Here is a 13,344-nt window from a genome sequence, read left to right as displayed (position 1 = left end):
TTATTAACGCGTAGCTCACGCGTCTCCCTAAGCTTGCGAAAAGATGACGCGTCTTCGCGACAGATAGAGCCAATCATGCGAGAGACTTACAGACACAAAGCCATAGCAACATCGAAATAGCGACACAAGTCATTGATTTAGTTAAACATTTTGCGGCAATGCGCCGCGGTCCCAGCGACGAAGAAAGTCAAATTTCCAAGACGAAACAACGAACTACGAGTTGATACCGCGCCAAAGTCGAGCATTGTCGTTCCGACGCGAGTCGTCATGAGCATCGGAGCAACAATGGCCTACGCCCCTAGCCATTCGACCATCAAAACAGGACAGCGATCACTGGCCATTGCCGCCGGGATGTCATTCACCGCAGGCGCTTTGTACATTCTGCTCGAGGACATAGCGGCAGGCCACCATTGGTCGATGGAACATGTCCTGACCGTGTTTACTGTCGTAGGGACCATTGCCGTGGGGCACCTTGCGGTCGAGGCCGCAAGAATACGGCACAGACTCCCGGCCCTAGGATTTTGCCTCCTGTTTGTCGCCGGCACCGCTTTGACGGTTTACAACTCAGTCGGTCGCCAAGCCGAGTCGAGTGACGCTCGGCTCCTCGATGTGGAAGCTCGTAACGAACAAATCGTCGCAACGAAGAGAGCGCTATCGGCCAATACCGCCATGCTCACTGAAGCGCGCGAACGGCACGCGAGAGAGTGCGCCACGGGTCGAGGCAAGCGCTGTGACGGCATAGCAGCAACAATCCGCGTCTATGAAGATGCAGTCAAAGGAAACAACTCCGACCTCTTCAAGCTAGGTCCCCCCAAACCCGTCGCTCCAAAGGCGGAGAAAATGGCGGCGGTGGCAGCGGTTTTCGGAGCCGATAAGACACGGGCCAAAGCTTTACTCATGTTAATCGAGCCATTCGCCTACACGCTCTTCTTCGAGCTGGGATCGATAATTTCACTGGGATACGGACTGGGCGGTCAACGGTTGCCCGAACGCTCAGCCACGCGCCTGAGTGCGCTGGCCAAGCACAGACCACGCAACCGACGCAACGTCGGCAACGGTTGGCAGGTATCGACCATCTCAAAGGATAGGGCTGAACAGGACCTCATCGCCCGACTCGCAACCGGCGCAACGGTTGCCTCGCAAGAGGACCTGGCGGCAACTTGGAACGTCAACAAGGGAACGGTCTCGAAATGGGTTTCCGAGTGGGAGCGCAACGGTAAGATTCCGGCACGACAACAAGCCGGCCGTCGCAAGATGATTGCCCGCACCTAGCTTTGAAGTCTCTCAGACACATTGCTCACAAATTGCCTGCTTCCCCCGCTGAATTCCCTGTTCCTAGCGCGGGCGATCATTGCTTCATCCATAGAATTCCCTGTTCAAGCTGCTAGGGAATTGCCTAGAGAATCGCCGTGCCAGCGGGCTTTTGAGATAACGCACAAGCCCATCGAAGAAGAAAAATCGACGAAATTCCCTGTAAATCGCTCGATATCAGGGAATTCGCGGAGACGAGTTCGCTCCTGACTGCCACCACAGCCAACAATCTCATTGATATCGTTGAATTTCGCGACGACGCGAAATCGTGCCGGCATATCCGCGGGTTAGGATGTGATGTCAGGTCTGTCTCGGACAGTGTGGGCCTCGTGGAAAAAATAGAAGCACCAAGGCCAATCCCGTGGGCTCGTCGGAAAGTTCGGCCGTTCGAACCGAGCAAGCTGTCAGCCGCCTGTCAGGCATCGAGCCATACCCTGCGCGCGAGGAATTCCCAAGAAGGGGCGGCATCAACCGAACCAACGAGAACACCATGAAAGCACTCTTGTTTGTTGCAATAGCTGCCATCTTCGTCTCGCCTGCATTCGCAGACGACAAGCCCACAGATGCAGAAATCGCTAAAATTAGGGACGCCATCGCGCAGTGGGGATGCGAGGGGGGAACTTACGAGAAGGAAAGCGAAGGATCCGGCGTTCTGGAGGCCGAAGACGTCAAATGCAAGAGTGGTCAGTATGACTTCCGACTCGACAAAGATTTCTCGGTGTTCGCAATCACCAGAGACTAAAGCTGTCGCATGCGGCCTCGGATAAATCACATCCGGTTCATCCGTTCATTCCGTTCATAACGAAGAACAGCGGCGGGTCGAGCAATCGGCCCGCTCTAACTGTGAGATATGCGTTTGCTCAGTTTGGCACCGAGAGCGACGCTCAAGCATCATCCAAGGATATTAATGGGAAGTTGGCTGACTGGATTCGAAGGCGTGTTCGCTGTCAAGCTCACGCTGTGCTTGGTGCTCGGCACCTTGATCGGAGTTGAGAGGGAGCTTCGCAACAAGCCCGCTGGCATCAGCACACACTGCTTCGTTATGGCTGGTGCCTGCTTGTTCACATTCATATCGACCGTCGCCGACCCGAACAGCCCCGCTCGAATTGCAGCCCAAGTGGTCTCCGGAGTTGGCTTTCTTGGCGCTGGTATGATCCTGAAAAGTGACAACAACAGTGTAAAAAATCTAACCACAGCAGCCGCGATCTGGTTCGCTGCAGCCATCGGCATGGCGATTGGCGTTGGCTGGTACGTGATTGCAGTCATTGCATCAGCCTATGCTGTGGTTGTCCCGCGCATCCCGCATGTCAGAAAGTGGCGGGAAAGTCAGCAAGACGAGTAAGCTGCAGAAGCCGCAGCGCAGTCATCTTGCTGTCCCTACTCCTTTCGTAATCACTTTCTTCAGACGCCCGCGCATGAGCTTAGGATTGCGCACTCGACCGTCGTCCTCGTCGCCATAGCGTCTGGTCAACCCCATCAGGTGGGCATTTGAACCAGCCGCAGTTGGCCCAACCGTCTGCACGGACAAATGTCCACAACTGGCCGTAAGTTCAACTGATCCCCGCTCGGTGCTTCTCGGCCCGCCGTGAACTAACCCCTCTCTCGCGTTAGCGGCCCGAACTTCAGGACAACGACCATGCTTGCGAAACTCCCGCCTCCGACGGCGTGGTCTTCTGCCCTGATCGCGACGCTTGTCGGCTTCGGCGGCACAATTGCTCTTGTCGTGCAGGCGATGCGAACCCTCGGTGCCGATGTCGAACAAACCACATCCGCCGTTACCGCACTTTGCCTCGGGATCGCGTTGGCGGGAGCGGCCTTATCCTTCACGCTGCGTATACCCATTGTGTTGGCATGGTCGACGCCGGGCGCGGCCTTGCTCGCTGCAACAGCGCCAGGGCTAGCCTGGCCGGCCGTTGTCGGCGTGTTCATTGCAGCCGCGCTCATGATGATCGCGCTTGGTCTCATCCCAGCCCTGGGGCGGTTGGCGCAGCTAATTCCCACCGCGATTGCTTCAGCGATGCTGGCGGGCGTTCTGCTGCCGTTTTGCCTTGGCTTATTCGCGTTGGGAACGGTCGATCCCAGTCTCGTCCTGGCGCTGGTCGCCGTTTTCCTTATCGCGCGACAACGCGCGCCTATCTATGCACTCCTGCTCGTTCTAGTCGCGGGCTTGTTGCTCGCGCTTGCTCGGGGCGATCTCGCATCGATGCCGGCGGGCCCAACGTTTGGGCGCCTCGATCCAGCGCTGCCAGTATTCGACTTGCAATCGATACTTGGCCTGGGGATCCCGCTATTTCTTGTTACCCTCGTTTCGCAAAACCTCCCCGGCCTGGCGGTGCTTCGCACTTCTGGCTACGCGCCAGCATTGAGACCGCTCCTGCTCGGGACAGGAGTTGCAAGCCTGGCGGCGGCGCCATTTGGCGCCCACGGAATCAACCTCGCGGCCATCACTGCGGCGATCTGCATAAACGATGACGCCCACCCCGACGCCGATAAAAGATGGCTCGTCGCGGCTCTCTACGCCGGCTTCTATCTGCTGCTGGCGGCCCTCGCTCCGCTACTTGTTCGCGTTTTTCTTGCGCTGCCTCCGCCTTTGATAGCGGCATTGACAGGCATCGCGCTTATTCCCGCCTTGCTCGGTGCGATTGAGGCCATGCTTCAGGAGAAGGAGCAACGCGACGCAGCCATCATAACCTTCCTCGCCACGGCATCGGGCTTGGCCTTGTACGGGCTCGGTTCGACGTTCTGGGGCCTGCTCGCGGGCCTGCTGGCGATCGGCGCCAAGTCATTCGCCCGCGTCAAATCCTGACCGAATGCCGGATCAGTGTCGCGAACACGCCCTGCCGATCACCGGAAAGTCCCACAAGCGAAAGTGAGCGAGGCCGCAAAGTTCGCATCTGCCCACTAGGCTCGAACATGAAGCCGAGACAGTTAATCTAGCGCGGACAGCGATCGTAGGGCGTTCCTGTCATCTCCGAGCATAGGCCGTGAAAACGTAGTCCTTCTTTTCCACGATCGTGTGGCACGCGAACCCGCACTTCGCGTCTTGATCCTGCGGCGGCTCGTCATTCAACGTGTAGGGCCTGAAAGCGTCCGATACGGTGTCATACATGAACGCCCCATAGCCCCATCCACCGCTGTCCGCGAACCTCTTGCTATCCTTCACCATGAAGTCGACATCGTGCAGGTCGCCCGTCACCTGCGGTTGGGAAGGCGCCTCCTCGTTCGTTTTCGCCTTCCAATGTATTTTGGCCATCTTGGCGCCGTCCGGGAAAGGCTTGCCGTTGCCGGGAATGCCGGCCTTGTAGGCGTCGATCATCGCGGGATTGGCAACGATGACTGCCATCAAATCGCCAGCGTGACTGAGAGCAACGACTTCCCAAGTCTCGTATCCCCTGAACTCGGAGAACGCGAGCCCGTTGGGCACTTGCACCGTGTATTTGTCTTGCGCGGAAATGGCTCTGCCACCGAGAACGGCCAGCACGACAGGCGTAATAACCAGAAGCCAGTGCGGAATTTTCCTCATCGAAATACTCCCTGACAAAAAAACAAGGACACAGACGGGAAGTGGCTCAGTGTTGGGCTTCGAGAACGAGTTCGAGTTCGATCGGCACGCCAAGAGGCAAGCTAGAGACGCCGAGCACGATCCGCGTCGAGAGTTTGTCCGCGCCAAAAACCTGCTCGAGCAATTCCGACGCACCGTCCGCAACTTTCGGGTGGTCGCGAAAGTCGCCATCGGTCGCGATGTACACGCCGAGCTTGGGAATGCGTGCCACTCTGTCGAGCGAGCCTAGGAACTCCTTTGCTGCCGCAAGCGCATTGAGGCAGGCCGTCACGGCAGCCTGCCGGCCGGCCGCGACGGTTAGGTCGCCGCCGACGCGTCCGAGAAACTGCGGCACTCCGGCGACAACCGGCAGCATTCCACTGAAGAAAACCAGGTTGCCGCTCTGAACCGCTTCGACATAGGCGCCCAATGGCGTCGGCGGCGAAGGCAGCACGATACCGAGTTGCTCAAGTCGCTGTTGTGCGCCAGCCGGCGCTCTATCGATCGCTACCATTTGCCCAGATGTGCGCCGCCATCGACGTGCAGCACCTCCCCGGTAATGTGCGGAGCTTCGATGAGGAAAACGACCGCATCGACGATCTCCTGAACAGTGGAGATGCTCGCCATGGGTGAAAGGGTCTTGAGAAAGTCCTTCGGATTATCTTTGTGAAGCGGCGTATCGACGATGCCAGGAGCAACGGTATTAAACCGAATGCCGTCCTTGGCGTATTCCATCGCAAGGCTTCGAGAGGCGGCATCGATGCCGCCCTTGGTGATCATTGATACCGACGCATTAAAGCCCGCAATCGGATGATCGACAAGCGATGTCGTTATACTGACGATGCTGCCGCCGGATTTCTGAGCGAGCATTTGGCGAACCGCAAGCTGCGTCAGATGGATAAAGCCGTCCACATTGGTCGCTGTAACCGTCCTGAAATCCTCAGCAGTGTAGTCGACGAAGGCTTTGGCGACGAAAATGCCCGCATTGTTAACCACGGCATCGATGGATCCGAAGGTCTTGATGGCGGTGTCCGCCACCTGTTGAGTAGTGGCCCGATCGCCGATGTCGCCGTCGACCAGCGCAAGCCGGCTCGATGCCTTGATTTCCGCCGAACGGCTGACGCTGCGTGATGTGGCAACCACATTGTAGCCCCGCTGGATAAAGGCATTGACCAGCCCTGCCCCAATGCCCTGCGACGCGCCGGTGATCAGGATTGTCTTGTTCCGTTCCATGTTCGCCTCCCTTGGCTGAGTTGATTTGTCTGTGCCCAAGGAAGTACGCCGGAACCGATTTATCGATAATACGAAAATATCTGTATTCTATTTTCCATTTATGCAAAAATCTGATCATGGCGGATCTGAATGACATTGCTGTCTTCGTGAAGGTGGCGCAGCTCGAGAGCTTCACGCGCGCCGCACGCGCGCTCGCCATGCCGGTGTCGACGGTCAGTCGCAGAGTTACTTCGCTCGAGGATCAGCTTGGCGTCACGTTGCTTCAGCGCACCACGCGCAAGCTCAGCCTGACGGCGCAGGGACGCGCTTACTTCGATCAGTGCAGCGAGCCGCTGTCTCAGCTTTCCGAAGCCGAAGGCGCGCTCACTCGCACGCAGAAAATGCCGGAGGGCCTCATGCGGGTCTCCGTGCCAGTGATCTTCGGGCAGGAACCGTTCTACGAGTTTCTGTCCCAGTTTCTGAAGAAGTATCCGGGGCTCCGCCTCGACCTTTCAATCAGCAACCAGTTCGTCGATTTGATCGCGGAGAACGTCGATGTCGCGATCCGCTTCGGGGACCTCAAGGATTCTTCGATCATCGCCAAGCGGATCGGGCGGAGTGTTCGCTACCTTGTTGCCTCGCCCGCCTACCTCAAGAAACGGACTCTGCCGGCCAAACCAGAGGATCTGATCGATCACCATTGCGTTCTGCTTAACGGACGCAACAACGAGGCCGAATGGCACCTCGTCAGCGGTCGAAAATCCGTGAAGCTGCAGGTATCGGGTCCGCTCTCAAGTCGTGATTTCCAGTCCGTAAGCGCGTTCACCTACAAAGGGCACGGCATCGGTCTACTGCCGTCGACCTACTGCGACGAGCCGATCAAGCGCCGAGAGATTGTCCGCGTTCTCCCGGAGTGGGCCTCGCCGGAGATCTTCATTCACGCGGTCTATCCGACGCGTCGTTTTGTGCCGGCCAAGCTGCAGGTCTTCCTCGAAGAGTTGCAGGCCTGGAAGAGCCCGCTGTGGCTCCCGTTGGGATGACTACTTCGGCCCTAGCCGCGTGACCGTTCACCCGCTGGATGCAAAAGACATCAAACCCTTTCAGCACCCGCGCGGGCATCCCCCGTCCTCGCCCTTTATAACTTTTCCGAGAACGAAGTGTAGGCCTCGATCGCGCGGGCGGAATAGGCAAGTGCCGCACCGGCGTTCATGGCAACCGCCACGCCCAGCGCTTCCGCGATCTCCTCCTGCGTCGCACCGGCCGCGATGGCTTTCTCGACGTGATTGGCGATACAGGTGTCGCAGCGCGTGGTGACGGCCACGGCAATACAGATGAGCTCGCGTGTCTTGGTCGACAGGTGATTGGTCTCGGCGCCGGCCGCGTGCAGCGCCTTGTAGCCGGAGAGTGTCTGCGGGCTCAGCAAGCCGAGCTTTTTGATGTTGTCGAAGGCTTCGGTCAGGTGGCGCTTCCAATCGAGCGACATGTCGCGGATCTCCGTGTTGGTGGCGTAGCCTAAGGGCGTCAGTACATCAGTGCGAGCCAGTGCTGACGCCGAGATATCTGCGCTGCAGAGCTTCGTCTGCGCTGAGCTGGGAAGCGGGAACCGTCGCCGCAATACGCCCGCTCAACATGATCGCCACATTGGAAGCAACCGACGTAGCGACTCGCAAGTTCTGCTCGACGAGCAAGAGCCCGATCTTCTCGTTGGCGAGCTTCTTCAAAACCTCGATCAGATGATCGACCAGAACCGGGGCCAAACCTTCCGACGGCTCGTCCATGATAATCAGCTTGGGATTGAGCAGAAGAGCGCGCGAGATCGCGAGCATCTGCTGCTCGCCGCCCGAGAGCTGCGAGCCTCCGTTGCCCTTGCGCTCTGCGAGGCGCGGGAATGTGTCGTAGACGCGCTCGATACTCCAGGCGGCGTTCTTGCCACGGCTGACGAGGCGCAAATGTTCATCCACCGTCAGCGAGGGAAACACGCGCCGCCCCTGGGGAACGATGGCAATGCCGCTGCGCGAGACGCGGGTCGGGCTCTTGCCCTCGATCGATGCTCCGTCGAAGACCACACCGCCGCTTTGAACCGGGACCATGCCCATGATGGCGTAGCAGAGGGTGGTCTTGCCCATCCCGTTGCGCCCCGCGACGGCGAAAGGTTCGTCGCCGACATCGAGCGAAACACCCTGCAGGATTTCGGCATGACCGAAACTGACCCGGAGATCACGAACCGAAAGCATCAGACCGCCTCTCCGAGATAAATAGCCTGGACCGCCGGATCGTGCTCGACCTTGTCGGGCGTGCTCTCGATCACCACGGAACCGTCTTTCATGAGCGTGACGAGATCGGCGACCGGCAGCGCGATATCCATGTCGTGCTCGATGAGTATGAGGGTGAGGCTTCGCGGCAGCTCCCTCAGCAGCCGAAGAAGCTCCGGCCTATCTCCCGGCGAAAGGCCGGCTGCCGGCTCGTCGAGCATCAAAAGCTTCGGATCGGACGCGAGCGCCATGCCGACTTCCAGCTGGCGGCGCTGACCATGCGAAAGATCGTCGACGGTCACGTGAAGCTTGTGGCTGAGCCGCATGCGATCCGCGATGTCGCGGGCAGCCTTGACGTGCGGATCATCCCGCGAAGGACGCAAGAAGGAAAAACGTCTCGGTTTCACACCCCGCACCGCGAGATAGAGGTTCTCGAGAACATCGAGGCCGTTGAACAGCAGCGAGTTCTGATAGGTACGGCCGATCCCCCGGCGGGCTCGCGCATAGGGAGGAAGCGCCGTGATGTCCTGCCCGAAGAAGGCAATGCGGCCGGAAGTCGGCGCATAGTCCCCGCATACGACGTTGAACAGCGTCGTCTTGCCGGCACCGTTAGGCCCGAGGATCACCCGCCTCTCACCCTCGGCCACCGAAAGCGTGACATCGTCGACAGCTTTCAATGCACCGAACCGGCGGCTGACCTTGCTCAGTTCTATCGCGGGAAGACGTGATGTCACGGGACACTCCAAAAACGAAGGGGCCAACGGGTTGGCCCCTTCGCGACAAGGATGCTTCGGCTTGCGTTAGATCTGCACGTTGCCGGGGTTGTTCCGGGAGGGCGCGCCAAGCGCGATGTACTTGTCCTCGGGGAAGCCGAGCGTCTGATTCACGCTCGGAATTTTCTTGAACACCACGGTCTGCAGACGACCGTCACGCACCTCGACCTTGTTGAGGAAGTTGTCGGAGATGGCCTGCCGGTTGTGGTCGAGCTTCACGTGGGCGTCGATGTAGTTCTTGAACTCGAGCTTCTTCAGCGCCTCGCGGAACGCAGCCTGGTCGTTGCTGAGATCGCCGTCGACGGCCTTCAGCGCCAGCAGCGTGGCCTGGAGGTTGACCGAGTAGGCAAAAGCAAGTGTGCCCGGCGTTTGCTGGCCGATATCCTTGCTCCACCGCTTGGTGTAGCGGGCCAGGAAATCCTTCCACACGTCGTTCTCGTAGTAATCGCCGATCGGACCGGCCGAAACGGTCCCTTCGAGAACCTTCCGATGCGGGCCACGCGCGGCAAACAGCGTCTGATCCGCCAGCAGCGTGCCGCCGAGAAGCGGCAGCGAACCGCCAGCCTGGGCGTACTGGGTCAGGAAGGCCAGACCGTCGGATCCGCCGTACACGACGTAGAGCGCGCCCGACGATTTTGGGATCTGCGCAATCAGCGAGGTGTAGTCGGAGGTTCCGAACGGGGTCCACAGATAGTTGAGTTTGCCGCCAGCGCGCGTGTACTCCAGGCTGAAGCCGAACACCTGAGAGTAGGGGAATGCGTAGTCGGACGCGACGACGGTAACCTCGTCGATCTTGAGCGTATTCTTGGCATACTCGCCGAGCCCGGCGGTCCACTGGGTGCCGTCTGTGCTGAAGCGGAAGTAATTTTCCGACGAATTGCGCAGCGTGTTATCCTGCGACGCAGACGAACCGTTGATGAAGGTCTTCGTGGGAACGGTGCGCGAATAGTCGCGCACCGCGATACCCTCGGCTCCCGACAGCGGCCCAAGAACGATGTCGGAGCCATCCTGCTCGACGAGCTTGCGCGTACGGGCGAGCGCCACGTCCGGCTTCGCATTCGAAGATTCGCGGATCCACTCGATCTTGCGGCCGCCTGCCGTGTAGTTGGCTTCCTCGAGCAGAAGTTCGACGACGCGGTACGCATCCTGCCCGTTGATAGCGAGCGGCCCCTCGAGCGAAGCGAGCGTACCGAGCTTGATCGGGGCCGGGTTGGCGTGAATGGCGGGCGCAAAAACTGCCGTTCCTGCGACAGCAGCGGCGCCTTGCAGAACTTGTCGTCTGTTGGGCTTGATGGTCATGGTCTCAATCCTTTGAAGGTACGTTGGCTTGAAGAGTTGGGTCGGCAGCAACCGCTCCGGGTGCGATGAGACGCAGGCCGCGCAGGAGGTCTCCCGCACGTTTTGCAAGTCCGGTCACACCGTCCGGGGAGGCCACGACGATGGCGAGAAACACGACGCCGATAAGCGTGTTGAAGCGGTCGCGGTCGTAGAGGTCTGCGGCAAACGTATCGATGATCGTAAAGATCACCGCTCCGATGAACGCACCGATCGGATGTCCCAATCCGCCAATGACGGACATGATCAAGATGCTGATCGTCGAGTGGGTCGAGACAGTTCCGGGAGAGATCCCGATGTTGTAGATCGTGATCAGAACGCCGCCGATCCCGGCGATGAAACCGGCAACGCCGAAAGCTGCGATCCGGTGATGGGCGACATTGTATCCAAGCGCCGAAAGTCGCCGCGGATTGTCCCGGATACCCTGCAAGACGAGCCCAAACTGCGACCCACTGACGTAGAGAACCAACGCGTAGAGCGCAAAAGAGGTCGCCAGCGCCACGAAGTAAAAGACGTACGGCGTTCTCAGCGGAACGCCGAAGATATCCGGGCCCAGAACATTGCGGATACCCTCGTAGCCGTTCAGGTATTCGACGTTGGCTTGGACGAAGAAGTAGAAACTGACCGCGATCGCGAGCGTGATCATCAGGAGATAGATCTCCCGCGTACGCACCGCGATGGCCCCGATCAGCAACCCGCTGACCGTCGCAAGTACAACGGCAAGCGGAATGGCCAGCGAATAAGGGATCTGAAGCGAGTTTTCGGGGATGGCGCCGGGAACCGACACGGCGATGGTATAGCCCGCGACGCCAGCCACGACCATCTGTGCAAGCGACAGCAGTCCGCCGTAGTAGGCCAGAAATGTCAGCGACAAGGCGACGATCCCATACACCATCGCGCGCACGAGGATGTTCGTCGTCCAGAACTCCGTGAGCACGAACGGCAGCGCGACCAACACCGCGAGAACAGAGACCGTTACCAGCGCGCTCGAAGAGCGAAGGGCGTTTCCGGTACTCATGTGAGCCTCTTGCCCAGAAGCCCCTGGGGCCTGATCGCCAGAACGATCACCATCAACAGCAGGGTGAACATCACCGAATAGGTCGGAAACAGCGATTGACCGAACTGCTCCGCCATCCCGACCAGCAACGCACCGAGCGCAGTCCCTGGCAGCGACCCCATTCCGCCGACGATGACGACGACGAGCGATGTCAGCAGGAACTGGACATCCTTCTCCTGCCCGAACGGCTGAGCGGTTCCGCCGACGACACCAGCCAGGCCGGCGAGTGCTGCGCCGATCGCGAACACGAGAACAGACACCAGTGCGACATTGACACCACACGCCGACAGCATGGCGCGATCGTCAACGCCGGCCCGCACGATGATGCCGAGCTTCGTCTTGTGCAAAATGAGCCACAGCCCGACGCCGACGGCCGCCGCTACCGCGATCTGGAACAGACGGAAGGTCGAATAATGCCCGGTCTGAACCAGCGGGACCGAAACCGATCCGAACAGCGCATCGGGCGGAAAGAACTGCTGGCTGTTTCCGCCGAAGATCGCAAGCAACTGGTCGGCAGCGATGATGGAGATGCCGATGGTGACCAGGGTCTGGCGCAGCTCTTGCCCCTGCATCCATCCAAGCAACGTCACCTGGAGCAGAACGCCGAACACGGCTGCGCCGGCGATACCGGCAGCGAGAGCTACAATCCAGGCGTACGAAAATCCCTGATCGTAGAGAGGGTAGAACACCGCCACACCGGCATAGGCGCCGACCAGAAACAAAGTGCCATGCGCCATGTTGACGGTGCGCATCAGACCGAAGATCAGCGAGAAGCCAATGGCGACAATGAAATAGAGCGCCGCGACCGTCAGGCCGTTGAGCGCCACGGTCGCGAACATCTCTAATGTCATGTGTCCCCCGACACGCTTCTCAGTGTGGGGTGCTTTTATGAAATGGGAGGCGCGACACGAAATAATAAATAGTGCATTCGATATTTGAATATTCCATCAGCCGGCCGATGCATTTCGGGAATATTCTTATTCAGAAAAATGGAGTTATTTTTTATCTGGACGGATCGCGAGAAAATAGGTTGACCAAAGATAAGGCGCTGCGGCGGGTCGCAAGCCGTGCGGAGGGGAAATGACGGACGGAACGAAAATACGGAAATCTGCCTTTGTGCCAGGGCGCTGGCCGAACGCGGCTGGCATCTCATGGACGATTGCAAACGCGCCCGCAGGCTCTGCTCCGCCTCACTGCCAATGGCAATTTTCGACCGCTCTGATCGAGCGATCTGTTCCCTTCTCCTTTCTGCCGGGCATCGATCGCGTGCTCACCCTGCTCGAGGGTCCTGGGTTCCACCTTTCCGTTGCGGGACAGAAGGATCTGCTCATAGAGCGACCGTTCGTTCCCACCTCGTTTCCTGGAGACGCCGCAACGGATTGCACTGTGAAGTCCGGACCGAGCCGGGTCCTCAATTTGCTTTTTTCCCGCGTCGCGCTTCGTGCCGACGTTTCGGTGATTGGGGACCGCCAAAAACGCTCGCTTTCCGCCGATGGTGACGTCGCGTTGCTCTTTGCTCTCGAAGGGTCCGCTTCTGTCGGCATGGAAACGCAGACGATCGAACTCGACGAAGGCGACGCCGCATGTCTGGAAGGCGCCGGAGATTGGACCGTTCAAGTCACACGAGGAGCAGCAGGCGCACGCGTGTTCGCAGCTATCCTCTCCCCGATCGCATGAGACACGCAGCGCGCCGGAACCCGCAACGCTTCCGGTGCTGTCCTGGCCAACCCACGCGACCCGGAAAAAATTGATTGAAAAATTTCCTGAACCCGCTCCGTCACCGCGCGCGACAACTACGAAACCGAGCGCCGGAGGATTGGAACAACGGCGTCGGACGCACCTTGGAGATCCCGGTTCTAAATC

The 13,344-nt window shown here is 59.2% G+C and carries 15 protein-coding genes; 6 read left to right on the top strand and 9 right to left on the bottom strand.

Annotated features, from left to right (window positions below):
- The first annotated feature begins 267 nt into the window (after window positions 1-267).
- The 4 genes from RCO24_RS10720 to RCO24_RS10705 all read left to right on the top strand — a co-directional run bounded on the left by RCO24_RS10720 (window position 268) and on the right by RCO24_RS10705 (window position 4,117).
- The gene (locus RCO24_RS10720) at window positions 268-1,272 is read left to right on the top strand and encodes a hypothetical protein (protein ID WP_308961941.1); all 1,005 of its coding nucleotides are present in this window, start codon (window positions 268-270) and stop codon (window positions 1,270-1,272) included.
- Between the two features lie 400 nt (window positions 1,273-1,672).
- Entirely contained in the window at window positions 1,673-2,053 is a 381-nt protein-coding gene (locus RCO24_RS10715; RefSeq protein WP_308961940.1) for a hypothetical protein, read from the top strand.
- Between the two features lie 165 nt (window positions 2,054-2,218).
- Window positions 2,219-2,653 carry an MgtC/SapB family protein gene (locus RCO24_RS10710; RefSeq protein ID WP_308961939.1) on the top strand — a complete coding sequence of 145 codons (435 nt, stop codon included), beginning with the start codon at window positions 2,219-2,221 and terminating at the stop codon, window positions 2,651-2,653.
- 294 nt (window positions 2,654-2,947) lie between these two features.
- Complete coding sequence (locus tag RCO24_RS10705) at window positions 2,948-4,117, top strand: benzoate/H(+) symporter BenE family transporter (protein WP_308961938.1); 1,170 nt, start codon at window positions 2,948-2,950, stop codon at window positions 4,115-4,117.
- 159 nt (window positions 4,118-4,276) lie between these two features.
- Here RCO24_RS10705 and RCO24_RS10700 read toward each other — a convergent pair whose 3' ends face one another.
- The 3 genes from RCO24_RS10700 to RCO24_RS10690 are packed head-to-tail and all read right to left on the bottom strand — an operon-like array spanning window position 4,277 to window position 6,085.
- Window positions 4,277-4,834: a cytochrome P460 family protein gene (locus RCO24_RS10700; protein WP_308961937.1), complete on the bottom strand. Its 558-nt coding sequence runs from the start codon at window positions 4,832-4,834 to the stop codon at window positions 4,277-4,279.
- A gap of 46 nt (window positions 4,835-4,880) precedes the next feature.
- Window positions 4,881-5,366: a RidA family protein gene (locus tag RCO24_RS10695; RefSeq protein WP_308961936.1), complete on the bottom strand. Its 486-nt coding sequence runs from the start codon at window positions 5,364-5,366 to the stop codon at window positions 4,881-4,883.
- The gene (locus tag RCO24_RS10690; RefSeq protein ID WP_308961935.1) at window positions 5,360-6,085 is read right to left on the bottom strand and encodes an SDR family oxidoreductase; all 726 of its coding nucleotides are present in this window, start codon (window positions 6,083-6,085) and stop codon (window positions 5,360-5,362) included. The genes RCO24_RS10695 and RCO24_RS10690 overlap by 7 nt, the downstream gene beginning before the upstream one ends.
- Window positions 6,086-6,201: 116 nt before the next feature.
- Here RCO24_RS10690 and RCO24_RS10685 point away from each other — a divergent pair, with 116 nt between their 5' ends.
- The gene (locus tag RCO24_RS10685) at window positions 6,202-7,104 is read left to right on the top strand and encodes a LysR family transcriptional regulator (protein ID WP_308961934.1); all 903 of its coding nucleotides are present in this window, start codon (window positions 6,202-6,204) and stop codon (window positions 7,102-7,104) included.
- A gap of 95 nt (window positions 7,105-7,199) precedes the next feature.
- On the opposite strand, the gene RCO24_RS10680 is transcribed toward RCO24_RS10685, so the two are convergent.
- From RCO24_RS10680 to RCO24_RS10655, 6 genes are all read right to left on the bottom strand, one after another.
- The gene (locus RCO24_RS10680; protein ID WP_308961933.1) at window positions 7,200-7,547 is read right to left on the bottom strand and encodes a carboxymuconolactone decarboxylase family protein; all 348 of its coding nucleotides are present in this window, start codon (window positions 7,545-7,547) and stop codon (window positions 7,200-7,202) included.
- 46 nt (window positions 7,548-7,593) lie between these two features.
- Entirely contained in the window at window positions 7,594-8,298 is a 705-nt protein-coding gene (locus tag RCO24_RS10675) for an ABC transporter ATP-binding protein (protein WP_308961932.1), read from the bottom strand.
- Window positions 8,298-9,050, bottom strand: a complete 753-nt coding sequence (locus tag RCO24_RS10670) for an ABC transporter ATP-binding protein (RefSeq protein ID WP_308961931.1) — start codon at window positions 9,048-9,050, stop codon at window positions 8,298-8,300. The genes RCO24_RS10675 and RCO24_RS10670 overlap by 1 nt, the downstream gene beginning before the upstream one ends.
- Window positions 9,051-9,116: 66 nt before the next feature.
- Window positions 9,117-10,388 carry an ABC transporter substrate-binding protein gene (locus RCO24_RS10665; RefSeq protein ID WP_308961930.1) on the bottom strand — a complete coding sequence of 424 codons (1,272 nt, stop codon included), beginning with the start codon at window positions 10,386-10,388 and terminating at the stop codon, window positions 9,117-9,119.
- A gap of 4 nt (window positions 10,389-10,392) precedes the next feature.
- On the bottom strand, window positions 10,393-11,442 hold the full coding sequence (locus tag RCO24_RS10660) for a branched-chain amino acid ABC transporter permease (protein ID WP_308961929.1): 1,050 nt from the start codon (window positions 11,440-11,442) through the stop codon (window positions 10,393-10,395).
- Complete coding sequence (locus tag RCO24_RS10655; protein WP_308961928.1) at window positions 11,439-12,332, bottom strand: branched-chain amino acid ABC transporter permease; 894 nt, start codon at window positions 12,330-12,332, stop codon at window positions 11,439-11,441. The genes RCO24_RS10660 and RCO24_RS10655 overlap by 4 nt, the downstream gene beginning before the upstream one ends.
- A 229-nt stretch (window positions 12,333-12,561) precedes the next feature.
- Between RCO24_RS10655 and RCO24_RS19255 the strand changes: the two genes are divergently transcribed.
- Window positions 12,562-13,158 (top strand): HutD family protein, encoded by a 597-nt coding sequence (locus RCO24_RS19255; protein ID WP_374990942.1) that lies wholly within the window; start codon window positions 12,562-12,564, stop codon window positions 13,156-13,158.
- The last annotated feature ends 186 nt before the right edge of the window (window positions 13,159-13,344 follow it).

Origin of the sequence: Hyphomicrobium sp. LHD-15 (genome assembly GCF_031157355.1) — a bacterium.
Taxonomy (GTDB): domain Bacteria; phylum Pseudomonadota; class Alphaproteobacteria; order Rhizobiales; family Hyphomicrobiaceae; genus Hyphomicrobium_C.
Note: the sequence above shows the minus strand (reverse complement) of the source record. Positions and strands in the feature narration are given on the sequence as shown.

Coding starts and splice junctions, on each gene's coding strand:
- RCO24_RS10720 (WP_308961941.1), top strand. CDS start 268: ATGAGCATCGGAGCAACAATGGCCTACGCCCCTAGCCATTCGACCATC.
- RCO24_RS10710 (WP_308961939.1), top strand. CDS start 2,219: ATGGGAAGTTGGCTGACTGGATTCGAAGGCGTGTTCGCTGTCAAGCTC.
- RCO24_RS10705 (WP_308961938.1), top strand. CDS start 2,948: ATGCTTGCGAAACTCCCGCCTCCGACGGCGTGGTCTTCTGCCCTGATC.
- RCO24_RS10700 (WP_308961937.1), bottom strand. CDS start 4,834: ATGAGGAAAATTCCGCACTGGCTTCTGGTTATTACGCCTGTCGTGCTG.
- RCO24_RS10695 (WP_308961936.1), bottom strand. CDS start 5,366: ATGGTAGCGATCGATAGAGCGCCGGCTGGCGCACAACAGCGACTTGAG.
- RCO24_RS10690 (WP_308961935.1), bottom strand. CDS start 6,085: ATGGAACGGAACAAGACAATCCTGATCACCGGCGCGTCGCAGGGCATT.
- RCO24_RS10685 (WP_308961934.1), top strand. CDS start 6,202: ATGGCGGATCTGAATGACATTGCTGTCTTCGTGAAGGTGGCGCAGCTC.
- RCO24_RS10680 (WP_308961933.1), bottom strand. CDS start 7,547: ATGTCGCTCGATTGGAAGCGCCACCTGACCGAAGCCTTCGACAACATC.
- RCO24_RS10675 (WP_308961932.1), bottom strand. CDS start 8,298: ATGCTTTCGGTTCGTGATCTCCGGGTCAGTTTCGGTCATGCCGAAATC.
- RCO24_RS10665 (WP_308961930.1), bottom strand. CDS start 10,388: ATGACCATCAAGCCCAACAGACGACAAGTTCTGCAAGGCGCCGCTGCT.
- RCO24_RS10660 (WP_308961929.1), bottom strand. CDS start 11,442: ATGAGTACCGGAAACGCCCTTCGCTCTTCGAGCGCGCTGGTAACGGTC.
- RCO24_RS10655 (WP_308961928.1), bottom strand. CDS start 12,332: ATGACATTAGAGATGTTCGCGACCGTGGCGCTCAACGGCCTGACGGTC.
- RCO24_RS19255 (WP_374990942.1), top strand. CDS start 12,562: ATGACGGACGGAACGAAAATACGGAAATCTGCCTTTGTGCCAGGGCGC.